The organism is Klebsiella sp. K-Nf6, assembly GCF_002806655.1.
Classification (GTDB): domain Bacteria; phylum Pseudomonadota; class Gammaproteobacteria; order Enterobacterales; family Enterobacteriaceae; genus Klebsiella; species Klebsiella variicola.
The window spans coordinates 365,355-383,089 of the sequence record NZ_PIBN01000002.1; the positions used below are offsets into that span (position 1 = coordinate 365,355).

Sequence of the window (17,735 nt, forward strand, 5' to 3'; positions counted from 1 at the left end):
TGGGTTTGATCACGACACGCTTTTCGCCAACACTGAATAATAACGACACACAGGAAGCCCTATGTCTATTTCACGTCCTCGTCCGCAGCGCGGCGACTTTCCGCCGGGAACCCGGCAGTACGGCAGCTCGGAACTGGGCGCGCCGTTGCTGTGGTTTCCTGCACCGCAGGCCGACAGTCGCAGTGGCCTGATTATTGCCGGCACCCACGGTGATGAAAATTCGTCGATTGTGACCCTCTCCTGCGCCCTGCGCACCCTGAAACCCGAGCTGCGCCGTCACCACGTGGTGCTAACGGTCAATCCTGACGGCTGTCAGCTCGGGCTGCGTGCCAATGCCCGCGGGGTTGACCTCAACCGTAACTTTCCAGCCGCTAACTGGCGACAAGGGGAAACGGTTTATCGCTGGAACAGCGCGGCAGAGGAGCGCGACGTGGTGCTGTTGACCGGCGAGCAGCCGGGTTCGGAGCGGGAGACCCAGGCCCTGTGTCAGTTGATCCATCAGATCCATCCGGCGTGGGTGGTCTCCTTTCACGATCCGCTGGCCTGTATCGAAGACCCGGGCCACAGCCCGCTGGGGCACTGGCTGGCTAATGCCTTCTCCCTGCCGCTGGTCGGCAGCGTGGGCTACGACACGCCGGGCTCCTTTGGCAGCTGGTGCGCCGATATCGGACTCCCCTGCATCACCGCCGAGTTCCCGCCGGTCTCCGCCGACGAGGCAACGGAGCGTTACCTGCCGGCGATGACCGACCTGCTGCGCTGGCAGGCTTAAAGATGAAGCACGCCGGTGCTGAACCGCAGCGCCGGCTCAACGTCCACCGCCAGCCATGTCGGGCCGTCGAGATCGGCGAAGCGCGCCAGCGGCGCCAGGGGGAGCGCGGCGGCGATCCCGCGCGAGGTGCAGAGCATACAGCCCAGCATCCGTTCAAACCCCTGCCGTTCCGCCTCCTCGGCCAGAGCCAGCGCTTCGGTCAGACCGCCCGTTTTATCCAGTTTGATATTGACCATCTCATAGCGCCCGCGCAGCCTCGGCAGGCTCTCCCGGGTATGGCAGCTCTCGTCGGCGCAAATCGGTAACGGATGAACGAAGTTTTCCAGCGCCGCATCGGCGTCAGCCGGGAGCGGCTGCTCGAGCATCGCCACGCCGAGGTCCGCCAGCAGCTGACAGCGCGCCGCCAGCCCCTCGCTGTGCCAGGATTCATTGGCGTCGACAATCAGGGTGGCCTGCGGCGCCGCCTGACGGATAGCGATTAACCGCTCGCTGATCAGCCGGTCGTCAAGCTTCACTTTCAACAGCTGGGCCCCCTTCTGCCACAACGCCGCGGCGCTGGCTGCCATCTGATCCGCCGTACCAATGACCACCGTTTGGGCGGTGATCACCCGGTTGGGTAACGCCACACCCAGCAGCTGGGGCAAGGTTTTGCCTTCGCGCCGCGCCTGCAGATCCCACAGCGCGCAGTCAACGGCATTGCGCGCGGCGCCTGCCGGCAGCAGTCGCTGCAGCTGTTCGCGGGTGAGGCCCGCTTCCAGTTGCTCGCCGATCGCCATCACCTGGGCCATGACCGAAGCGATGCTCTCGCCATAGCGGGGATAAGGTGTGCATTCGCCCACCCCTTTCACACCGTCCTCCTCCAGTTCCACCACCACCACTTTTGCCTCGCTGCGGCTGCCGCGGGCGATCACAAAAGGGGTATGTAGCGGCCAGGCTTCCTCATACACTCGCACGTTGCGCATTCCCTTGTCCTCTCTGGTAGATGTTAAATAGGGTTTGCCGTGTAGCTGGCGGATGTCATACACTACTCGTGACGTTAACTATATGTAAACAGGAAGATAACCATGTCACAAACCGTGCATTTCCAGGGCAACCCCGTTTCTGTTCAGGGCACCATTCCGCAGGCAGGCGCTAAAGCGCAGCCGTTTACGCTGGTCGCCAAAGATCTCTCTGACGTCGCGCTGAGCCAGTACGCCGGCAAACGTAAAGTACTGAATATTTTCCCGAGCATTGATACCGGCGTGTGTGCCGCATCAGTGCGTAAATTCAACCAGCTGGCCGCTGAACTGGACAACACCGTGGTGCTGTGCATTTCCGCTGACCTGCCGTTCGCCCAGTCCCGCTTCTGCGGCGCGGAAGGCCTGAGCAACGTGGTGACCCTTTCCACGCTGCGCGGCGCGTCGTTCCTCGCTGACTACGGTGTCGCCATCGCCGCCGGTCCGCTGGCTGGCCTGGCTGCTCGCGCCGTGGTCGTTATCGATGAAAACGATCAGGTCGTCTACAGCCAGCTGGTGAACGAAATCACCGAAGAGCCGGACTACGACGCCGCGCTGGCCGCTCTGAAAGCCTGATAACAGCGTGCCCGGGCGCATCGCGCCTGCGGACATTCTCTTTGCTCAGCCCCCGCTCTGCGGGGGCTTTTTATTGCCGTGGCGCATAGCGGGAGATAGCCCGCGCCATCGCCGGGCCGGTCAGTAAAATGGTAAACAGCCGCAGCGTCTGTAGCGCCATAATGAACGACATATCCGCCGGGGTGCCGGCGGCGATAATCGCCACCGTGTCCAGCCCGCCGGGGCTGGTGGCCAGATAGGCGGTCATAAAGTCCATCTGCAAAATGTGAGTCAGGCCGAGGGCCATCAGGGCGCACATCATGATCAGCCCGAGAATAGAGGCGATAATCTGCGGCAGCGTCTTCAGCGCCAGCAGAAAAATGGCTTTATTAAACTGGAGCCCCACCGTCCAGCCCAGCACCGCATAGGCCATCGCCAGCAGCCACTCCGGCAGCTCCAGCATCACCCCACCGCTGCCCTGTGCGAGTGCGCCGAGCAGCATCGGCAACAGCATGGCCCCGGAGGGGATGCGCAGCCGCATGCCCAGCCAACAGGCTAGCGCCGTCAGCAGCAGCGTGAAAGGGAAATTCAGGGTCAACGATGGAAACCAGACAATATCCTGAGTCATTTCCTGCGCTTCATTGCCCAACGCATAACGCACCACCAGCGCCGCCGCGCCGACGACAAACAGCACCCGCAGATACTGCATCAGCGCCACCAGCCGCACATCGGCCCCGTACTCCTGGGCCATCACCACCATTGCCGACGCGCCGCCGGGAGAGCTTCCCCAGGCGCCAGTGGCGCCCGGCAGCGCGCTATAGCGGACCAGTAGCCAGCCGGTGAGGCCGCTAATCGCCAGGGTTGTCAACAGGATCGCCAGTACCAGCGCCCAGTTGTTGAACAGCACACCAAAAACAGAGGGGTTGATCGCCCGGGCAATCATGCAGCCGACAATGGCCTGCGCCGCCAGGTAACAGGGGCGGGGAAGCTGCAGCGTCACCCCGCGCAGGCTGAAGATGATGCCGGCGATTAGCGGCCCCAGCAGCAGCGCCGCCGGCAGATGAAGGCGTAACAGCAGCGAGGAAAAGAGAACAGAGAGCAGCAGCAATGCCAGCCATTGCCCGATCGCGCGACGCGACGCCAAGATGCACCACCCCGGAAAAAGGATTAAAAAACCAGTATATACAGGTTTGGCCCGCTTTGCAGGCCAGGATGCCGGCAACGAGGGTCGCCGGCCTGGCGGGATTATTCGTCGCCCTTTTTCTGACTCAGACCATATTCACGCAGCTTATTGGCGATGGCGGTATGCGACACCCCCAGCCGCTTCGCCAGCTTACGGGTGCTGGGGTAGCTGCGATAGAGCTGGGTCAGCACCGAGCGCTCAAAGCGGCGGGTGATGTCGTCCAGCGACCCTTCCATCGCCTCCTCGCCCACTGGCAGCGACGCGACGTCATGGTCCGGCAGCAGAATGTCCTGTGGGCGCAGCTCAAATCCCTCCAGTTGGGTCAGCGCGCGATAGACGGCATTCTTCAACTGGCGAACGTTGCCGGGCCAGCTGTAGCGGGTGAGCACCGTACTGAGATCGGCGGAGAGCTTCGGCCGCGGGACGCCCTGCTCATCAGCAAAGCGGGCCACGAACAGCTCCGTCAGCGGCATAATGTCCTGCGGGCAGTCGCGCAGCGGCGGCAGATACAGCGTCAGGACGTTGAGGCGATAGTAGAGATCTTCACGGAACAGCCCTTTCTGCACCAGCTCGACCAGGTTTTTCTGCGTCGCGCAGATCACCCGCACATCGACGTGCACTTCATGATCCTCGCCAACGCGGCGGAAGGTGCCGTCGTTGAGGAAGCGCAGCAGCTTAGTCTGCATTCGCGGCGACATCTCGCCAATTTCATCCAGCAACACCGAGCCGCCGTTGGCCTGCTCGAAGAAGCCCTTCTTGCCCTGCAGCGCGTCGCCAAACAGTTCGCTCTCGACCGCGTCCTCGGGAATGGAGCCGCAGTTGAGCGCCAGATAAGGTTTGCCCGCCCGCGGACTGGCCAGATGGCAGGCATGCGCCAGCAGATCTTTGCCGGTACCGGTGTCGCCGACAATCAGCAGCGGCGCGCTGAGCATCGCCAGCTTGCGCGCTTGCTCCACCACGTGGCGCATTTTCGGCCCCACCGCGAGGATCTGGCTGAAGGCGCTGGTGTCCTGGCTGGTCATGGTCTGCAGCTGACGTCCCATGCGCACGGTTGAGCGCAGCATCGCCACGGCGCCGGTCAGCACCCGCTCGTTATGCTCCCCCTCCAGATAGACCGGAGTCACTTCCAGCAGGTAATTCTGACCATTCACCACCACATGTTCCGCATGCGTCTCCAGCGGGTTGCTCTCCAGCCAGCGCTGAACGTTAAAATCGGCGATCAGCTGGGCCACCGGATGGTTACGCAGCTTCGCCTGGCTTTGACCAAACAGCAGACAACTGGCGGGGTTGGCCAGTTCCACCTTGCCTTTGGTATCCAGCGACAGCACCGGCTCCGGCATCGCCACCAGCAGGGCGCTGAGCGCCAGGTGTTCACGCTCCGATGGCATCCACGGCACGGTGCGCACATCTGTCACGCCGGCGATACGACGGATCTCTGCCATCAGGCTGCTGAACGTGGCGAACTCCAGTTCGGCAAAATTGAGGTAAATTCGGCCAATAGGGTCAATATCGATACCACGTAGATCAATGCCGCGCAGCACCAGCAAATCGAGCAATTCACGAGTCAGACCGAGACGGTCTTCACAAAAGACTTCAAGACGCATGGGAGTGTTCACCCTAAAAGTGCCAATGACGGGAGAATAATAGGACAGGAATGGGTTTTCGGGAAGATAACTGTCAACAATTATTGACAGTATGGCGGAAAAATGGGCGTTGTGCCGTAAAGTCAGGCGGTCAGTGGCTAAATGACCGCCTCGGCGAGCCGGGATTCGACGTGCCCTGCCGGCCGGGCAAGGCGAAACCGCCGCCCGGCAATGTCTTTCAGCGGGGATCAGTTCTCCGGGCGGGTTTTGCTTTTCTGCAGGGTCTCTTTCAACTGCCCAATCAGCTCGCGACGAAAATCGCCGAGCCGCGGTTTATCATCGGCGATCCACGGCAGTGGGCGGCACAGCTCCATTGCCTTGATCCCGAGACGGGCGGTCAGCAGTCCGGCGCCGATGCCCTGCGCGGCGCGCGCCGACAGCCGGGCCGCCAGATCCTGCGACATCCAGTCCATCCCCACCTCGCGCACCAGTTCGCTGGCGCCAGCGAAAGCGATATTCAGCAACACCAGGCGAAACAGTCGCAGACGGCTGTAATACCCGAGCTCAATGCCGTACAACGTGGCAATTCGGTTGATCAGCCGCAGGTTACGCCAGGCGATAAACGCCATATCCACCAGTGCCAGCGGGCTGACGGCAATCATCAGCGTCGACTCCGCCGCCGAACGGCTGATTTCCCGCCGCGCCTGGGCATCCAGCACCGGCTGCACCAGCTGCGCATAAAGGCTCACCACTTCACGATCGCTTTGCGTTTCGTGGATAGCGGCATACCAGCGCTGCAGCGCCGGATGCGACTGATCCAGACCCGCCTGCTGCGCCAGTTTCTCGCAAAAGGCTTTCCCTTTGCCGACCGCGTGACTGTGCAGCATATCGCGCGCTTCATCGCGTTCGTGGGCGCGCTGGCGCAGTCGCCACAGGCGGCGCCATTCGGTAGCTACCGATCCGACGCCGGCGCCGACGATCAGCGCCCCGGCGACGCAGCCGCCCAGCGCAATCCAGTCCTGGGTCTGCCAGGCGTTGGCCGTCCACTGCACGCCTTGCGCCACGACGCTGACGCCGAAGATCGCCAGTCCGGCGCTGACCATCCGCCGCCACAGGCTGCGTTTGGGTCGCAGGACTGACTCCACCACCGCTTCCGCCGCCCCCTCTTCCTCTTCGCCGGTCACCAGCCGCGCTGGCGCGAAGTTGTCCGCCTCCAGGCGGTCGAAGGCGCGGGCGCTTTTCAGCGGCGGTATTTTTTCCGCTTGCAACGGGCCATCAAAATCAATCCGCGGTTTTAAGGGTTCGCTCATCGCAGTTTATCTCCAATCAAAAATTCCAGCGCCGCGTCGAGGCGAATGTGCGGCAAAGGCCGATCGACATCCATGACCTGCGGACGAAAGTTTTCAAACTGAAATCCCTGCTGCTGCCAGAAGGCCTGGCCCGGCAGGCGCGCGGGTACCTCGCCAGGATAGATGGTCAACGGCTGGCCATCGCTCAGCCGATCGCCGCGCAGGGCGGGAATTTTCTCGCCATTCACCTCAATCAACCCGCTCTGGGTCGCCTGAATGGACGCCAGCCCCAGGCAATCCATACTGATCCCCTCAAAGGCGGCGTTCTGCCACGCGTCCTGAATCAACTGCTGCAGGAGCGACACCATATTGCTGTGCTGATCGACCGTGACGTGATCGGCTTTGGTGGCGGCAAACAGCAGCTTGTCGATGACCGGCGAAAACAACCGGCGGAACAAGGTGCGCTGCCCGTAATGGAAACTTTGCATCAGCTGGGTCAACGCCAGACGCATATCGTTAAAGGCCTGCGGCCCGCTGTTGAGCGGCTGCAGACAGTCCACCAGCACAATCTGCCGATCGAAGCGCAGGAAGTGCTCTTTGTAGAACCCCTTCACCACCCTTTCGCAATAGTATTTGTAGCGTTCGCGCAGCATGCCGGCGTTGCTGTGTTTGTCCGCCTGCGCCAGCTTGGCTTCGCCGACGGCATCGACGTCAGGCCATGGGAAAAACTGCAGCGCCGGCGCGCCCGCCATTTCACCGGGCAGGACAAAGCGCCCGGGCTGGATAAAGTGCAGCCCTTCACGCTTACAGGCGTGCAGATAGTCCGTCCAGGCGGCGGCGATATCAGCCAGACGGGCCTCGTCGGCAGGTGCCAGCGGATCCAGCCCGGCGCACAGCTGCCGCCAGCGGGCCGACCACTCCGCACGCTGTCCCTGCAGGAGTCCGGTCATCTGTCGTGACCAGCTCAGATAATCCTGTGCCAGCATCGGCAGGTCGAGCAGCCACTCGCCCGGATAGTCGACGATCTCCAGATACAGCGTGGAGGTGTCTTTAAAATGGCGCAGCAGGGAGTCATTCGAACGGTAGCGCAGCGCGAGACGGATCTCGCTCACCCCGCGCGTCGGGGTTGGCCACATAGGAGGCTGGCCGTACAGCTGGGCCAGCCCTTCGTCGTAGGTGAATCGGGGAATGCCAAAGTCCCGCTGCGGCACGCGCTTGACGCCGAGCAGCCGCTCTTCGCGTGCGGCGCTCAACAGCGGCAGGCGGGCGCCGGTGTGGATATTCAACAGTTGATTGACCAGCGCGGTGATAAACGCCGTTTTACCGCTGCGGCTCAGGCCGGTCACCGCCAGACGTAAATGCCGGTCAACCCCGCGGTTGACCAGCGCATTCAATTCAGTTTTCAGTCGCTTCATCGCCAGTCCGTTATGCCCTGAAGGTGGTTCTCGTTATCATAAGCTATCTGGTGAGGATAAGCAGGGCAACGTTCATCCCTGGGGGATTTCCTCACGGCGGCATTATTTCATCCCGCGCGTGACGCGGTTGGCCAGCCGGCTGAGCAGCGGCTCCAGTGCCACCGCCAGCAGCATTTTCAGCGGCCGACGCGCGACCGATTTGACCGCCCAGCCGGCAACGCCCGCCGGGCCATAACGCAGCGCGGTCAGCAGCGCCAGCTTACCGACGATTTTCAGACCGGGCTTTACCTGCTGCCCGGCGCGTTGCCATTTGCTATTCATGCGTTGCCTCACTCGTTAAAAACAGGATTTACAGCTGGCGAAAGCGGCTGCGCAGCGTAAAGGTGTCGGAGGTCACATACCGCTCCATTTCACGCAGACGCTGTTCACCGGAGGCCAGCTCGGCATCCACGGCGGCCAGCAGATCGCCATTGCTCGGCGCTTTATGACCGTACAGCTCGCTGTCCGGTATCGGGTCCAGGGCAAAGGTCAAAATGATGTAGGCCACCAGGACAAAGAAAAAGAGGCCGAAAATCATCGCCAGCACGGTAATCAGTCGCACCAGCTTCACCGGGACATCAAGATGCTGAGCAATGCCCGCGCAGACGCCCTTCACCATCCCGCGCTGCGGGATACGCCACAGTTTTTTATTCAGATCCAGTCCGGCCATTATTTGTCTCTCCAGTTCGGATGTTCGGCATCCAGGATCGCTTCCAGCGCCTGAATACGTTCGCGCATCCGCTTCGCGTCATCGGTCAACTGCAGCAGCCGTTGCTGTTCATTTTGTGTCAGACTGCCGTTGGCGCCGCGATTGTTATAATGCAGCCACAGCCAGACCGGCAGAACAAACAGCACAAACAGCGTCAGCGGAATGGCGAGAAAAAGCATGCTCATGTGTACTCCTTACAGGGGGGTGAGCCGCGGCGCAACGCCGCGCCGCGCAATCGTACTTACTGGTTCGACTGGTTCATTTTGGCTTTCAACGCCGCCAGTTGATCGCTGATTTCGTCATCTGCTTTCAGTTCGGCAAACTGCTGATCCAGCGTCTGCTGCTTGCCAAAGCGATGGCTCTCCGCTTCCGCTTCCATCTGATCGATGCGGCGCTCAAACGATTCAAAGCGGGCCATCGCCTCATCCAGTTTACCGCTGTCCAGCTGGCGACGCACATCGCGGGACGAACTCGCCGCCTGATGGCGCAGCGCCAGCGCCTGCTGACGGGCGCGGGTTTCGCTGAGTTTGTTCTCCAGCTCGCCAATCTCTTTTTTCATGCGCGCCAGCGTTTCATCCACCAGTTGCACTTCGTGGTCCAACTGAGCAATCAGGTCGGTCAGCTTCTGTTTTTCGATCAGCGCCGCCCGGGCCAGATCCTCTTTCTCTTTACGCAGCGCCAGCTCGGCTTTTTCCTGCCATTCCGCCTGCTGGGCGACCGCCTGCTCAATACGACGGGACAGCTGTTTCTTTTCCGCCAGCGCGCGGGCCGACGTCGAACGCACCTCCACCAGCGTGTCTTCCATCTCCTGGATCATCAGACGCACCAGCTTTTGCGGGTCCTCCGCTTTCTCCAGCAGGGAGTTGATGTTGGCGTTCACGATGTCGGCAAAACGAGAAAAAATACCCATAATTTCAATCCTCATAGTTCTGGTTTCAGGTATTCACCTGTGGCTTAGCTAATACAAATGGCGTGCCAACTTTTTATCTTATTGATTTTAAACAGAGTGGTTGCGAATTGTGCAAGGCGTTGCTACAGTCACCTGGTTAATCACACTACTTAATGGCGAAATTCATCATGGCGCAGTACAAGGATAATCTGCTGGGCGAGGCCAACAGCTTTCTCGAGGTGCTGGAACAGGTTTCCCGGCTGGCCCCGCTGGATAAACCGGTGCTGGTCATCGGCGAGCGCGGTACCGGGAAAGAGCTTATCGCCAACCGTCTGCACTACCTCTCCAGCCGCTGGCAGGGGCCGTTTATCTCGCTGAACTGCGCGGCGCTGAACGACAATCTGCTCGACTCGGAGCTGTTCGGCCACGAAGCCGGGGCCTTCACCGGGGCCAGCAAGCGCCATCCCGGGCGCTTCGAGCGCGCCGACGGCGGGACGCTGTTTCTCGATGAGCTGGCGACGGCGCCGATGCTGGTGCAGGAGAAACTGCTGCGGGTGATTGAATATGGCGAGCTGGAGCGCGTTGGCGGCAGCCAGCCGCTGCAGGTCAACGTCCGGCTGGTGTGCGCCACCAACGCCGATCTGCCGCAGATGGTAGAGGAAGGCCATTTTCGCGCCGACCTGCTCGACCGTCTGGCCTTCGACGTGGTACAGCTCCCCCCGCTGCGTGAACGGCAGAGCGACATCATGCTGCTCGCCAACCAGTTCGCCATTCAGATGTGCCGCGAACTTGGCCTGCCGCTGTTTCCCGGCTTTAGCGAGCGGGCGACCGCAACGCTGCTCGGCTACCGCTGGCCGGGCAATATTCGCGAACTGAAGAATGTCGTCGAGCGCTCGGTGTATCGCCACGGCGACAGCGAGCATGAGCTGGACGCGATTATCCTTAATCCTTTCCGCCAGACTACCACTCCCACCCCGGAAGCCGCGTCCGACGATGATCTGCCCGCTTTGCCGCTGGATTTGCGCGATTTTCAGCTCCAGCAGGAAAAACGCCTGCTGCAGCGGAGTCTGGAGCAGGCGAAGTATCATCAGAAGCAGGCGGCGGAGCTGCTGGGGTTGACCTATCACCAGCTCCGCGCGCTACTGAAAAAGCATCAGCTGTGAGAGGTGCGCGGCAGCAGCAGCGCGCTCACCGCCATCGCGCCCAGGCATAAGACGGCGTTGAACCACAGGGCATACTGGGCGGCATGGGCCATGCCCAGCGGTAAAAACAGCGCAAAAAGTGACGCCGTCACGGCAATGCCCATTGCCCCGCCCAGCGAGCTGCCCATCTTGTAGATCCCCGAGGCGACGCCGATTTTGTTCTCCGGCGCGTTGGCCACCGCCGTATCCGTTGACGGCGTGGCGTAGCAGCCCAGCCCGAGACCAAACAGCACATTGCTGGCGAACACCACCCCGATATACAGCGCCTTATCGAGAAAAGTGCAGGATATCAGGCCGATGGCAATGGCGGTCAGCACCGGCCCGGCCATCATCGGCAGCCGGGCGCCATAGCGCTGCAGCAGCTTCTCGCCGACCCGGATCATCGCCAGGACGGTCACCAGATAGCCGAGGGTCATCATCCCGCTCTCCAGCGGCGTCAGGTGGTGCCCCTGCTGCAGCCAGATGCTGGCGATCATCATGGTGCCAATCGCCCCATTGAGCAGAAAGTTCGACAGCACTGCCGCGCCGTAGGCCCGGTTACGAAACAGCGCAAAATCAATCAGCGCCGCCTCGCCTTTGCGCATGCCGTTGCGGATAAATACCGCTCCCGCCGCCAGCGCCCCGACCAGCATGGTCAACGACAACGGGCTGCTCCAGCCCCAGCCGTGGCCTTTGCTGATAAACAAATTCACCAGCACCAGCGCGGCAATCAGGCTCAGCAGACCGCCAACGTCCAGCTTATGCTGGCTGGCGCTGGCGCTGCGGCTCTCCGGCGTGCCGCGCAGCAAAAACAGCGCCAGCAGGGCGACGGCGATGGAGAAGACGAAGATCCAGCGCCAGCCGAGCCCGGTGGCGATGGCCCCGCCAACGAAGGAACAGAGACCGCTGCCGCCCCACGAGCCGATGACCCAGAAGCTGACCGCCCGCTGACGCGCACGCCCCTCATACCAGGTCTTAATCAGCGCCAGCGTCGCCGGCATAATGCACGCCGCCGACAGCCCCTGTAGCACCCGGCCGGCCAGGAACAGCCCCGGTCCCTGAGCGACCACCAGCATGGCGCTGCCGACGATACTCAGCCCCAGTCCGAGGGTGGTCATCCGCATCCGGCCAAACTTGTCCGCCAGGCCGCCGCTGGCGACCACGAAACAGCCGCTGAACAGCGCGCTAAGGCTGACGGCCAGAGTTAAGGTTTCAAGGGAGATATCAAGACTGCTTTTCATCGCCGGCACCACGTTAATCACCGACTGGGCAAACAGCCAGAAGGTTAAAACGCTTAGCACAATCCCCACCAGCAGGCGATCGCTGCCGACAAAGGGGGTGTCGCTCACGGTGACAGTGCTCATCGCATGGCCCTCCTGTTTCCGGTGATTAACGCAGATAGTGTTCCGCCAGACCGCACCACAGCGCCGCCCCGGTCAGCAACAGCGCGTCGTTGAAGTCATAGCCCGGGTTATGGACCATGCAGCGATCCGGCTCATCGCCGGCGCCGATGGTGAAATAGCTGCCATGCGGGTGCTGCTCCAGCATGAAGGCAAAATCTTCACTGCCCATAAACGGCTTCACCTCGCCCACCTGCTCTGCGCCAAACAGCGATGTCGCCACCTCCCGCACCATCGCGTTGGCCGCCGGATCGTTACGCAATACCGGGCTGCCGTTGACGTGCGTCAGCGTGGCCGTGGCGTTGAAGCTCTCCGCCTGAGCCATGGCGATATCATGGATCCGCTGCAGCACGGTCTCGCGCACCTGCTCATTGAGGGTGCGCACCGTGAGCTTCATCAGCACGTGATCGTTAATGATATTGGGCGCGTGTCCGGCCTGGATGCTGCCGACGGTCACCACCGCCGGTTCGAACGGGGTGATATTGCGCGAGACGATCGACTGCAGCGCGAGGGTGATATGGCAGGCGACCAGCGTGGCATCCACGGTATGCTCCGGTACCGCGCCGTGGCCGCCAACGCCTTTCACCTCAATATGCAGCGTATCGGAGGAGGCCATCATCGCCCCGTCGCGCAGGCCGATCTTGCCCAGCGGCTGACCCGGCATATTGTGCAGGCCAAAGATGGCATCGCAGGGGAACTGGTCAAACAGACCGTCCTCGACCATCACTCGCCCGCCGTACAGCAACTCTTCCGCGGGCTGGAAAATCAGCTGCAGCGTCCCGGTAAACTGGCGGGTGCGCGCCAGATATTCTGCCGCGTAGAGCAGCGTGGTGGTGTGCCCGTCATGGCCGCAGCCGTGGAATCGCCCCTCGACCTGGCTTGCCCACGGCTTCCCGCTCCGCTCCTGCATCGGCAGGGCATCCATATCCGCCCGCAGGCCGAGGCGTTTTTTCCCGTGGCCGACGCGCAGCGTGCCCACCACTCCGGTGCCCGCCAGGCCGCGGTGAACCTCGTATCCCCACTCGCCAAGCAGTCGGGCGACCTCGCTGCTGGTCTGATGCTCTTCAAAGCCGATCTCCGGCTGCTGGTGGAACTGGCGACGCAGGGCAATAAATTGCGCCTCGTTGACCTGCAAGGCTTCAAGCAACGGATGTGTCATTTTTGTTATTCCTGTGTTGTGTTTGCACGACACTTTCGAGTTTATGCGGGTGAAACAGCTTTCAGGTGCGCTTTTTTGTTTTATATTGACGAGAAATCAATGACTGTTTTTCATACATATCAGTTATGACAAAAAATAACGGGTTGTTTTTTGTCTGCGGAGGAGTGTTACGTGGAGCAGCATTCAGGGGACTTTAGCGTTGCCGTGCGCGATGTCCGTCAGTTGAACCAGCCGGAAAGCGATCTGCTGACGCTGCTGTGGGTGCTGGAGGGGTCTGTGACGCTGACGGAGGCCGACGCTGCGCAGCCGCTCGCCGCCGACGGGCTGGCGATCGTTAACCGCAATCGTCGCTGGAACCTGCGCGGCGACGGGGCCAATGCGGTGATGTTCCTGACCCTTTCCGCCAGCTGGTTGACCCGCATTGACAGCGCTTTTTTTGCCGTCGATTACCAGATAACGCCGCGCACCCGGGATGCGGAGGACGGCCTGCGCCGCCTGATGCGCCAGCTGCTGGTGAGCGGCCTCGTCAATCATCCTGGCCATTACCGGCTGGAGGCCAATCGCTGGCTGAGTGAGATAGCGCTCCTGCTGGCCACGCGCTTCAGCCAGCCCATCGCCTCCACGCCACGCCGTGGGGCGGAGAACTGGAGCCGGCGAATCGCCAGCGTGGTGGCGCGGATCGACGCCAACTATCAGCGCCGCCTCTCGTTACAGGAGGTGGCGGCAGCGGAATTTGTCTCCGAGGCCTGGCTGTCACGCTTATTTCACAAAGAGGTCGGGGTGAGTTTTGTTCAATACCTCACCGCGCTGCGCCTGCGCCACGCCGCCGAACAGTTGTTGACCACCCGCAAACCCGCCCAGCAAATCGCCCGCGAACAGGGGTTCGCCAGTACCCGTATGATGAGCGATCTGTTTAAGCGCCAGCACGGCGTGACGCCGCGCCAGTATCGTGAACAGCATCCCCGGGAGATTGCCCGGCCGCGTCCGCCGCAGGCCGACCGCTGGCAGCCGGTCGCTGTCGACCGGCTCTATGCTCGCCTCAATGAACCGGAACCACGCGACCGGGAAAGTCCCCCGCTGCCGATCAATCCGCCGCAGACCCGGGAGATCAACCTGCAGGAACGCCCGGCGCGCGCCGCCGTGCTGCGCCATACCCGGATGGTGGTGACCGTGCGCGAGCTGGACGATCTGCTGCGGGAGGATGTGCGCCGGGAACTGGAGCAGTTGCACCGCGCCCTGCCGGTGTATGCCATCGATATCAACGATCCCTTTCTCAGCAGCCGGCTGTTCGGCACCGGCTGGGACGATCCGCAGATGGCCGGCTACGCCTGCTGGTATAACCTGCAGCAGATTTTTAGCTGGCTGGCGGCGATGGGCTGGAACGTGATCCTTCACACCGGCGTCACCACCCGCAGCGACCTGCTGCAGCGGTTTCTGCTGCTCGCCGCCAACCATTTTCCGCCGGCCACGCTCAACAGCTGGCGCTTTGTCTGGCACTGGTCGCCGCAGGCCAGCGAAGCGGCCCGCCAGGCGGCCTGGCGCCAGCAGCGCGAGGTTCTTCACCGCCTGCTGCCGCAGCCGCAGCTGGGGATCTGGCACCGCTTTGCACCCAGCGATCCCGGGAACGATCCGCTGTTTCACTCACCGCTGCTGGCGGAGGCGGATTTTCTCGCCTGCCAGGCAGATGCCAACGAACAGCTGGATCTGGCGCAGGCAGACAGCAGCCGCCTGGCGTCCAGCGAACATTATCCGCTGCACAAGTTGCGGCAGATCCACAGCGCCCTGCGCCAGCGACAGCTTAACCTGCCGCTGTGGCTGCTCTCCTGGAATACCCTGACCGGCGATACGCGGGATACCAACGGCCGCTTTTTTCGCGGCGCGCTGTTGATGGATAATCTGCTGGGGGTGGCGGACCAGGTCTGGCTGGCGGGCTTCTGGTTAAATTCAGGCCTCCAGGGCGAAGCCCGTGCTAACGGGAAGCTCGATACCTCCAGCCTGGCGCTGCACTATCTGCATGGCCTGCCTCGCCCGGTTTACTGGGTACTGTGGCTCTGGCGGCGGCTACGCGGCGAGATCCTGTTTCAGGATAAAAACCTGCTGTTGCTTCACCACCAGGGGCACTACCAGCTGCTGCTGCGCAATACGGTGGTCTACAATCCCTGGCTCTCCAGCGAAGCGGCTTTTATCCAGCGCTTCAGCCAGCCCTACAGCGTGCGGCTGCAGGGACTGGAGGGCGGCTGGCGCGTCAAACAGCACCTGTTCGATCAGCATCATGGCGCGTTATTCCCGCTGGTCGACGCCTTTCGCAGCCGCAGCGGCCCTGACGCCGAGGATTACCAGTGGCTGATGCATCAGGCCCGTCCGGCGCTCAGCGTGGAAGATGCCCGGCTCGACGGACACTGGCTGCGGGTCGACTCGCTGGAGAGCAATGCTCTGGCGCTGTACGAATTTACGCCTCAGCGCTCACCAGGCGAGGATCCCGCCCCCGCAAGCAAACCGTGAATTTTCCGCTGACTTTCCGTCGTTGCCGGATTAAAGACCAGTAGCGAAAGATCGGGGCGGCCTTCCACGGCAAAAGAGGTGAACTCCAGATCGAGCGGGCCCATCTGCGGGTGGTGAATGCGCTTATAGCCTTCTCCGTGGCCGGCGACGTCATGGCTTTGCCAGAAACGGGCGAACTCAACGCTCTGCTGCGTGAGTTCAGCGATCAACTGGTCAGTTTCCGCCGTCGCCCCCATCCGGGTGACGTCGGCGCGAAAAGCGTTGACGATAAGCTGCCCCACCGTCTGCCAGTCTTCCAGCGTGCTGCGGGCTTCAGGTCGGGTAAACAGGCGGCGCAGTACGTTGCGCTCCGCCAGCGGAAGCTGGCTGTAGTCGGTTAGCACCCTGGCCGCCGCCGCGTTCCAGGCGATGACGTCCCAGCTGGCGGTGCGGATAATCGCCGGAATGGTGAAAGCATCAAGCACCCGCTGCAGCCGCGGCGTCATATCATCTGTCACCGTCAGACGCGTCTGCGGCGGATGGCCAAAGGCGAGAATAAACAGATGCTCGCGCTCCGGGGTGGTCAGCCGCAGACCGCAGGCGATCCGCTCCAGCACCTCGCGGGAGGGCGCCCCGCCGCGCCCCTGTTCAAGCCAGGTATACCAGGTCGGGCTGATACTGGCGAGCTGCGCGACCTCTTCGCGGCGCAGCCCCGGCGTGCGTCGACGTCCCGCAGGGAAGCCAAACGTCACCGGATCGAGACGCTGGCGCCGGGCGCGGAGAAAATCGCCTAAAGCATGGTTGTCAGAAGTGTTCATCATCTGCCTGTGGGATCTGCCTGTTAGAATTTATACCCCGATAATGTCTCTACTTTTATAGTATGGCATCGCGGGTAGGATACGCCTGAAACCCGTTCAGGAGATCCATGATGCGTATATTTCTTACCGGCGCGAGCGGCTTTATCGGCTCACGTATTCTTCCGGCGCTACAGGCGTCGGGCCATCAGGTTATCGGCCTCGCGCGCAGCGACACCGCAGCGCAGACCCTGAAGGCGCATGGCGTCGAGGTGCACCGCGGCACGCTGGACGCCCCGGAGTCGCTACTGGCAGGCGTCGAGGGCGCTGACGCCGTGATCCATACCGCTTTCGACCACGACTTCAGCCGCTTTGCCGCCAACTGTGAAAAAGACCGCCAGGCGATCCTGACCATGGGTCGGGCGCTGCAAGGTAGCCCGCGGCCACTGATCATCACCTCCGGCACGTTGATGGGCGACGACGGGAGCGGCATCCCGGCCCGGGAGTCGTGCTTTAACGCAGGGCACCCCAGCCCACGCACCGCCTCTGAGCTTGCCGGCCAGCAGTTGCTGGAAGCGGGAGTGGATGTCCGGGTGGTCCGCCTGCCGCAGGTGCATGACACCGTGCGTCAGGGGCTACTGACCAGCTACATCGAACGCGCGGTCGCCAACGGGGCGGTGGCCCTGCGCGGCGAGGGAAGCAATCGCTGGTCCGCCGCCCATGTCGATGACGTCGCGCGACTGTACGTTAGCGCCCTGCTGCAGGGCGCGGCCGGTGAGCGCTATCATGCGGTGGACGAAGAGGGGATCGCATTGCGGGATATTGCTGCGCTCATTGCTCAGGGAGTAAACCTGCCGCTGACCCACCTGGATGAGTCGCAGGTCGACGCCTGGTTCGGCTGGTTTGCGCCATTTACCGCTCTCGATCTGCGCGCCAGCTCCGCATGGACCCGTGAGCGATTGCAGTGGCAGCCGGTTGGCCCCGGGCTGCTGGAGGACCTGCGGAACATGGATTACCAAAAAGTGACGTTGTCACCATAAGCAGGCACGGCCCCTGCTTATTTCCTGACGGGCTCGCCCGCTGCCCGTCAGCCCCTCTGCTCTCTCCCCGCTATACTGAATACATCTCCCCGGCGTCAGCGCCTGTTTCATCGTCTTGCAAACCGCGGCCAAACAGACCTGACTGGCGATATCGGCGATAAAAAGTTACCATGTTTCAATATACAGACTCGGTTCCGCTACTATTTTAATCAATTGACTGAATACTATACGCTCCCGGTGACCGCATTATCCCT

At 62.1% G+C, this 17,735-nt stretch carries 17 protein-coding genes; 5 read left to right on the top strand and 12 right to left on the bottom strand.

Features of this window, described 5'->3' with window-relative positions; genetic code table 11:
* Positions 1-61 precede the first annotated feature (61 nt).
* The gene (mpaA, locus tag CWM61_RS06020) at positions 62-769 is read left to right on the top strand and encodes a murein tripeptide amidase MpaA (RefSeq protein WP_061154878.1); all 708 of its coding nucleotides are present in this window, start codon (positions 62-64) and stop codon (positions 767-769) included.
* Here the strand turns inward: mpaA and ycjG are convergent.
* On the bottom strand, positions 766-1,731 hold the full coding sequence (ycjG, locus tag CWM61_RS06025; protein WP_074386089.1) for an L-Ala-D/L-Glu epimerase: 966 nt from the start codon (positions 1,729-1,731) through the stop codon (positions 766-768). The two genes, mpaA and ycjG, sit on opposite strands and share 4 nt — an antisense overlap.
* A gap of 102 nt (positions 1,732-1,833) precedes the next feature.
* Between ycjG and tpx the strand changes: the two genes are divergently transcribed.
* Positions 1,834-2,340, top strand: coding sequence for a thiol peroxidase (gene tpx / locus CWM61_RS06030; protein WP_008805229.1), 507 nt, complete (start codon positions 1,834-1,836; stop codon positions 2,338-2,340).
* Between the two features lie 70 nt (positions 2,341-2,410).
* Here the strand turns inward: tpx and CWM61_RS06035 are convergent, their stop codons facing one another.
* From CWM61_RS06035 to pspA, 8 genes are all read right to left on the bottom strand, one after another.
* Positions 2,411-3,463, bottom strand: coding sequence for an AbrB family transcriptional regulator (locus CWM61_RS06035; RefSeq protein WP_165785005.1), 1,053 nt, complete (start codon positions 3,461-3,463; stop codon positions 2,411-2,413).
* Between the two features lie 101 nt (positions 3,464-3,564).
* Positions 3,565-5,106: a transcriptional regulator TyrR gene (gene tyrR, locus CWM61_RS06040; RefSeq protein ID WP_061154881.1), complete on the bottom strand. Its 1,542-nt coding sequence runs from the start codon at positions 5,104-5,106 to the stop codon at positions 3,565-3,567.
* A gap of 227 nt (positions 5,107-5,333) precedes the next feature.
* Positions 5,334-6,395, bottom strand: a complete 1,062-nt coding sequence (locus tag CWM61_RS06045; RefSeq protein ID WP_074386090.1) for a YcjF family protein — start codon at positions 6,393-6,395, stop codon at positions 5,334-5,336.
* On the bottom strand, positions 6,392-7,789 hold the full coding sequence (locus tag CWM61_RS06050) for a YcjX family protein (protein WP_023297458.1): 1,398 nt from the start codon (positions 7,787-7,789) through the stop codon (positions 6,392-6,394). Before CWM61_RS06050 ends, CWM61_RS06045 begins: the two co-directional genes overlap by 4 nt.
* Positions 7,790-7,891: 102 nt before the next feature.
* Positions 7,892-8,110 carry a phage shock protein PspD gene (gene pspD / locus CWM61_RS06055; RefSeq protein WP_002901915.1) on the bottom strand — a complete coding sequence of 73 codons (219 nt, stop codon included), beginning with the start codon at positions 8,108-8,110 and terminating at the stop codon, positions 7,892-7,894.
* Between the two features lie 28 nt (positions 8,111-8,138).
* A complete protein-coding gene (gene pspC, locus CWM61_RS06060) occupies positions 8,139-8,498 on the bottom strand; it encodes an envelope stress response membrane protein PspC (RefSeq protein WP_002901913.1) in 360 nt (119 codons plus the stop codon).
* Positions 8,498-8,722: an envelope stress response membrane protein PspB gene (gene pspB / locus CWM61_RS06065; RefSeq protein ID WP_002901911.1), complete on the bottom strand. Its 225-nt coding sequence runs from the start codon at positions 8,720-8,722 to the stop codon at positions 8,498-8,500. Before pspB ends, pspC begins: the two co-directional genes overlap by 1 nt.
* A 56-nt stretch (positions 8,723-8,778) precedes the next feature.
* Positions 8,779-9,447: a phage shock protein PspA gene (gene pspA / locus CWM61_RS06070; protein WP_061154884.1), complete on the bottom strand. Its 669-nt coding sequence runs from the start codon at positions 9,445-9,447 to the stop codon at positions 8,779-8,781.
* Positions 9,448-9,599: 152 nt separating this feature from the next.
* Between pspA and pspF the strand changes: the two genes are divergently transcribed.
* On the top strand, positions 9,600-10,589 hold the full coding sequence (gene pspF / locus CWM61_RS06075) for a phage shock protein operon transcriptional activator (protein WP_165785249.1): 990 nt from the start codon (positions 9,600-9,602) through the stop codon (positions 10,587-10,589).
* Here the strand turns inward: pspF and CWM61_RS06080 are convergent.
* Together CWM61_RS06080 and CWM61_RS06085 are read right to left on the bottom strand one after the other, a co-directional pair.
* Positions 10,580-11,971, bottom strand: coding sequence for an MFS transporter (locus tag CWM61_RS06080; protein WP_100630914.1), 1,392 nt, complete (start codon positions 11,969-11,971; stop codon positions 10,580-10,582). The two genes, pspF and CWM61_RS06080, sit on opposite strands and share 10 nt — an antisense overlap.
* 25 nt (positions 11,972-11,996) lie before the next feature.
* Positions 11,997-13,166, bottom strand: a complete 1,170-nt coding sequence (locus tag CWM61_RS06085; protein WP_074386093.1) for a M20 aminoacylase family protein — start codon at positions 13,164-13,166, stop codon at positions 11,997-11,999.
* A gap of 171 nt (positions 13,167-13,337) precedes the next feature.
* Here CWM61_RS06085 and CWM61_RS06090 point away from each other — a divergent pair, with 171 nt between their 5' ends.
* Positions 13,338-15,668 (top strand): helix-turn-helix domain-containing protein, encoded by a 2,331-nt coding sequence (locus CWM61_RS06090; protein ID WP_074386094.1) that lies wholly within the window; start codon positions 13,338-13,340, stop codon positions 15,666-15,668.
* On the opposite strand, the gene CWM61_RS06095 is transcribed toward CWM61_RS06090, so the two are convergent.
* Positions 15,623-16,465, bottom strand: a complete 843-nt coding sequence (locus CWM61_RS06095) for a helix-turn-helix transcriptional regulator (RefSeq protein ID WP_061154887.1) — start codon at positions 16,463-16,465, stop codon at positions 15,623-15,625. The two genes, CWM61_RS06090 and CWM61_RS06095, sit on opposite strands and share 46 nt — an antisense overlap.
* A 107-nt stretch (positions 16,466-16,572) precedes the next feature.
* On the opposite strand from CWM61_RS06095, the gene CWM61_RS06100 reads away from it, so the two are divergent.
* Entirely contained in the window at positions 16,573-17,481 is a 909-nt protein-coding gene (locus CWM61_RS06100) for an SDR family oxidoreductase (RefSeq protein ID WP_165785250.1), read from the top strand.
* Positions 17,482-17,735: the final 254 nt, after the last annotated feature.

What these genes read in the sequence shown, in the direction of transcription:
- CWM61_RS06085 (WP_074386093.1), bottom strand. Translation starts at nt 13,166, where the DNA reads ATGACACATCCGTTGCTTGAAGCCTTGCAGGTCAACGAGGCGCAATTT.
- CWM61_RS06080 (WP_100630914.1), bottom strand. Translation starts at nt 11,971, where the DNA reads ATGAGCACTGTCACCGTGAGCGACACCCCCTTTGTCGGCAGCGATCGC.
- pspC (WP_002901913.1), bottom strand. Translation starts at nt 8,498, where the DNA reads ATGGCCGGACTGGATCTGAATAAAAAACTGTGGCGTATCCCGCAGCGC.
- tpx (WP_008805229.1), top strand. Translation starts at nt 1,834, where the DNA reads ATGTCACAAACCGTGCATTTCCAGGGCAACCCCGTTTCTGTTCAGGGC.
- CWM61_RS06095 (WP_061154887.1), bottom strand. Translation starts at nt 16,465, where the DNA reads ATGAACACTTCTGACAACCATGCTTTAGGCGATTTTCTCCGCGCCCGG.
- mpaA (WP_061154878.1), top strand. Translation starts at nt 62, where the DNA reads ATGTCTATTTCACGTCCTCGTCCGCAGCGCGGCGACTTTCCGCCGGGA.
- tyrR (WP_061154881.1), bottom strand. Translation starts at nt 5,106, where the DNA reads ATGCGTCTTGAAGTCTTTTGTGAAGACCGTCTCGGTCTGACTCGTGAA.
- pspA (WP_061154884.1), bottom strand. Translation starts at nt 9,447, where the DNA reads ATGGGTATTTTTTCTCGTTTTGCCGACATCGTGAACGCCAACATCAAC.
- ycjG (WP_074386089.1), bottom strand. Translation starts at nt 1,731, where the DNA reads ATGCGCAACGTGCGAGTGTATGAGGAAGCCTGGCCGCTACATACCCCT.
- CWM61_RS06045 (WP_074386090.1), bottom strand. Translation starts at nt 6,395, where the DNA reads ATGAGCGAACCCTTAAAACCGCGGATTGATTTTGATGGCCCGTTGCAA.
- pspB (WP_002901911.1), bottom strand. Translation starts at nt 8,722, where the DNA reads ATGAGCATGCTTTTTCTCGCCATTCCGCTGACGCTGTTTGTGCTGTTT.
- pspF (WP_165785249.1), top strand. Translation starts at nt 9,600, where the DNA reads ATGGCGAAATTCATCATGGCGCAGTACAAGGATAATCTGCTGGGCGAG.
- CWM61_RS06100 (WP_165785250.1), top strand. Translation starts at nt 16,573, where the DNA reads ATGATGCGTATATTTCTTACCGGCGCGAGCGGCTTTATCGGCTCACGT.
- CWM61_RS06050 (WP_023297458.1), bottom strand. Translation starts at nt 7,789, where the DNA reads ATGAAGCGACTGAAAACTGAATTGAATGCGCTGGTCAACCGCGGGGTT.
- pspD (WP_002901915.1), bottom strand. Translation starts at nt 8,110, where the DNA reads ATGAATAGCAAATGGCAACGCGCCGGGCAGCAGGTAAAGCCCGGTCTG.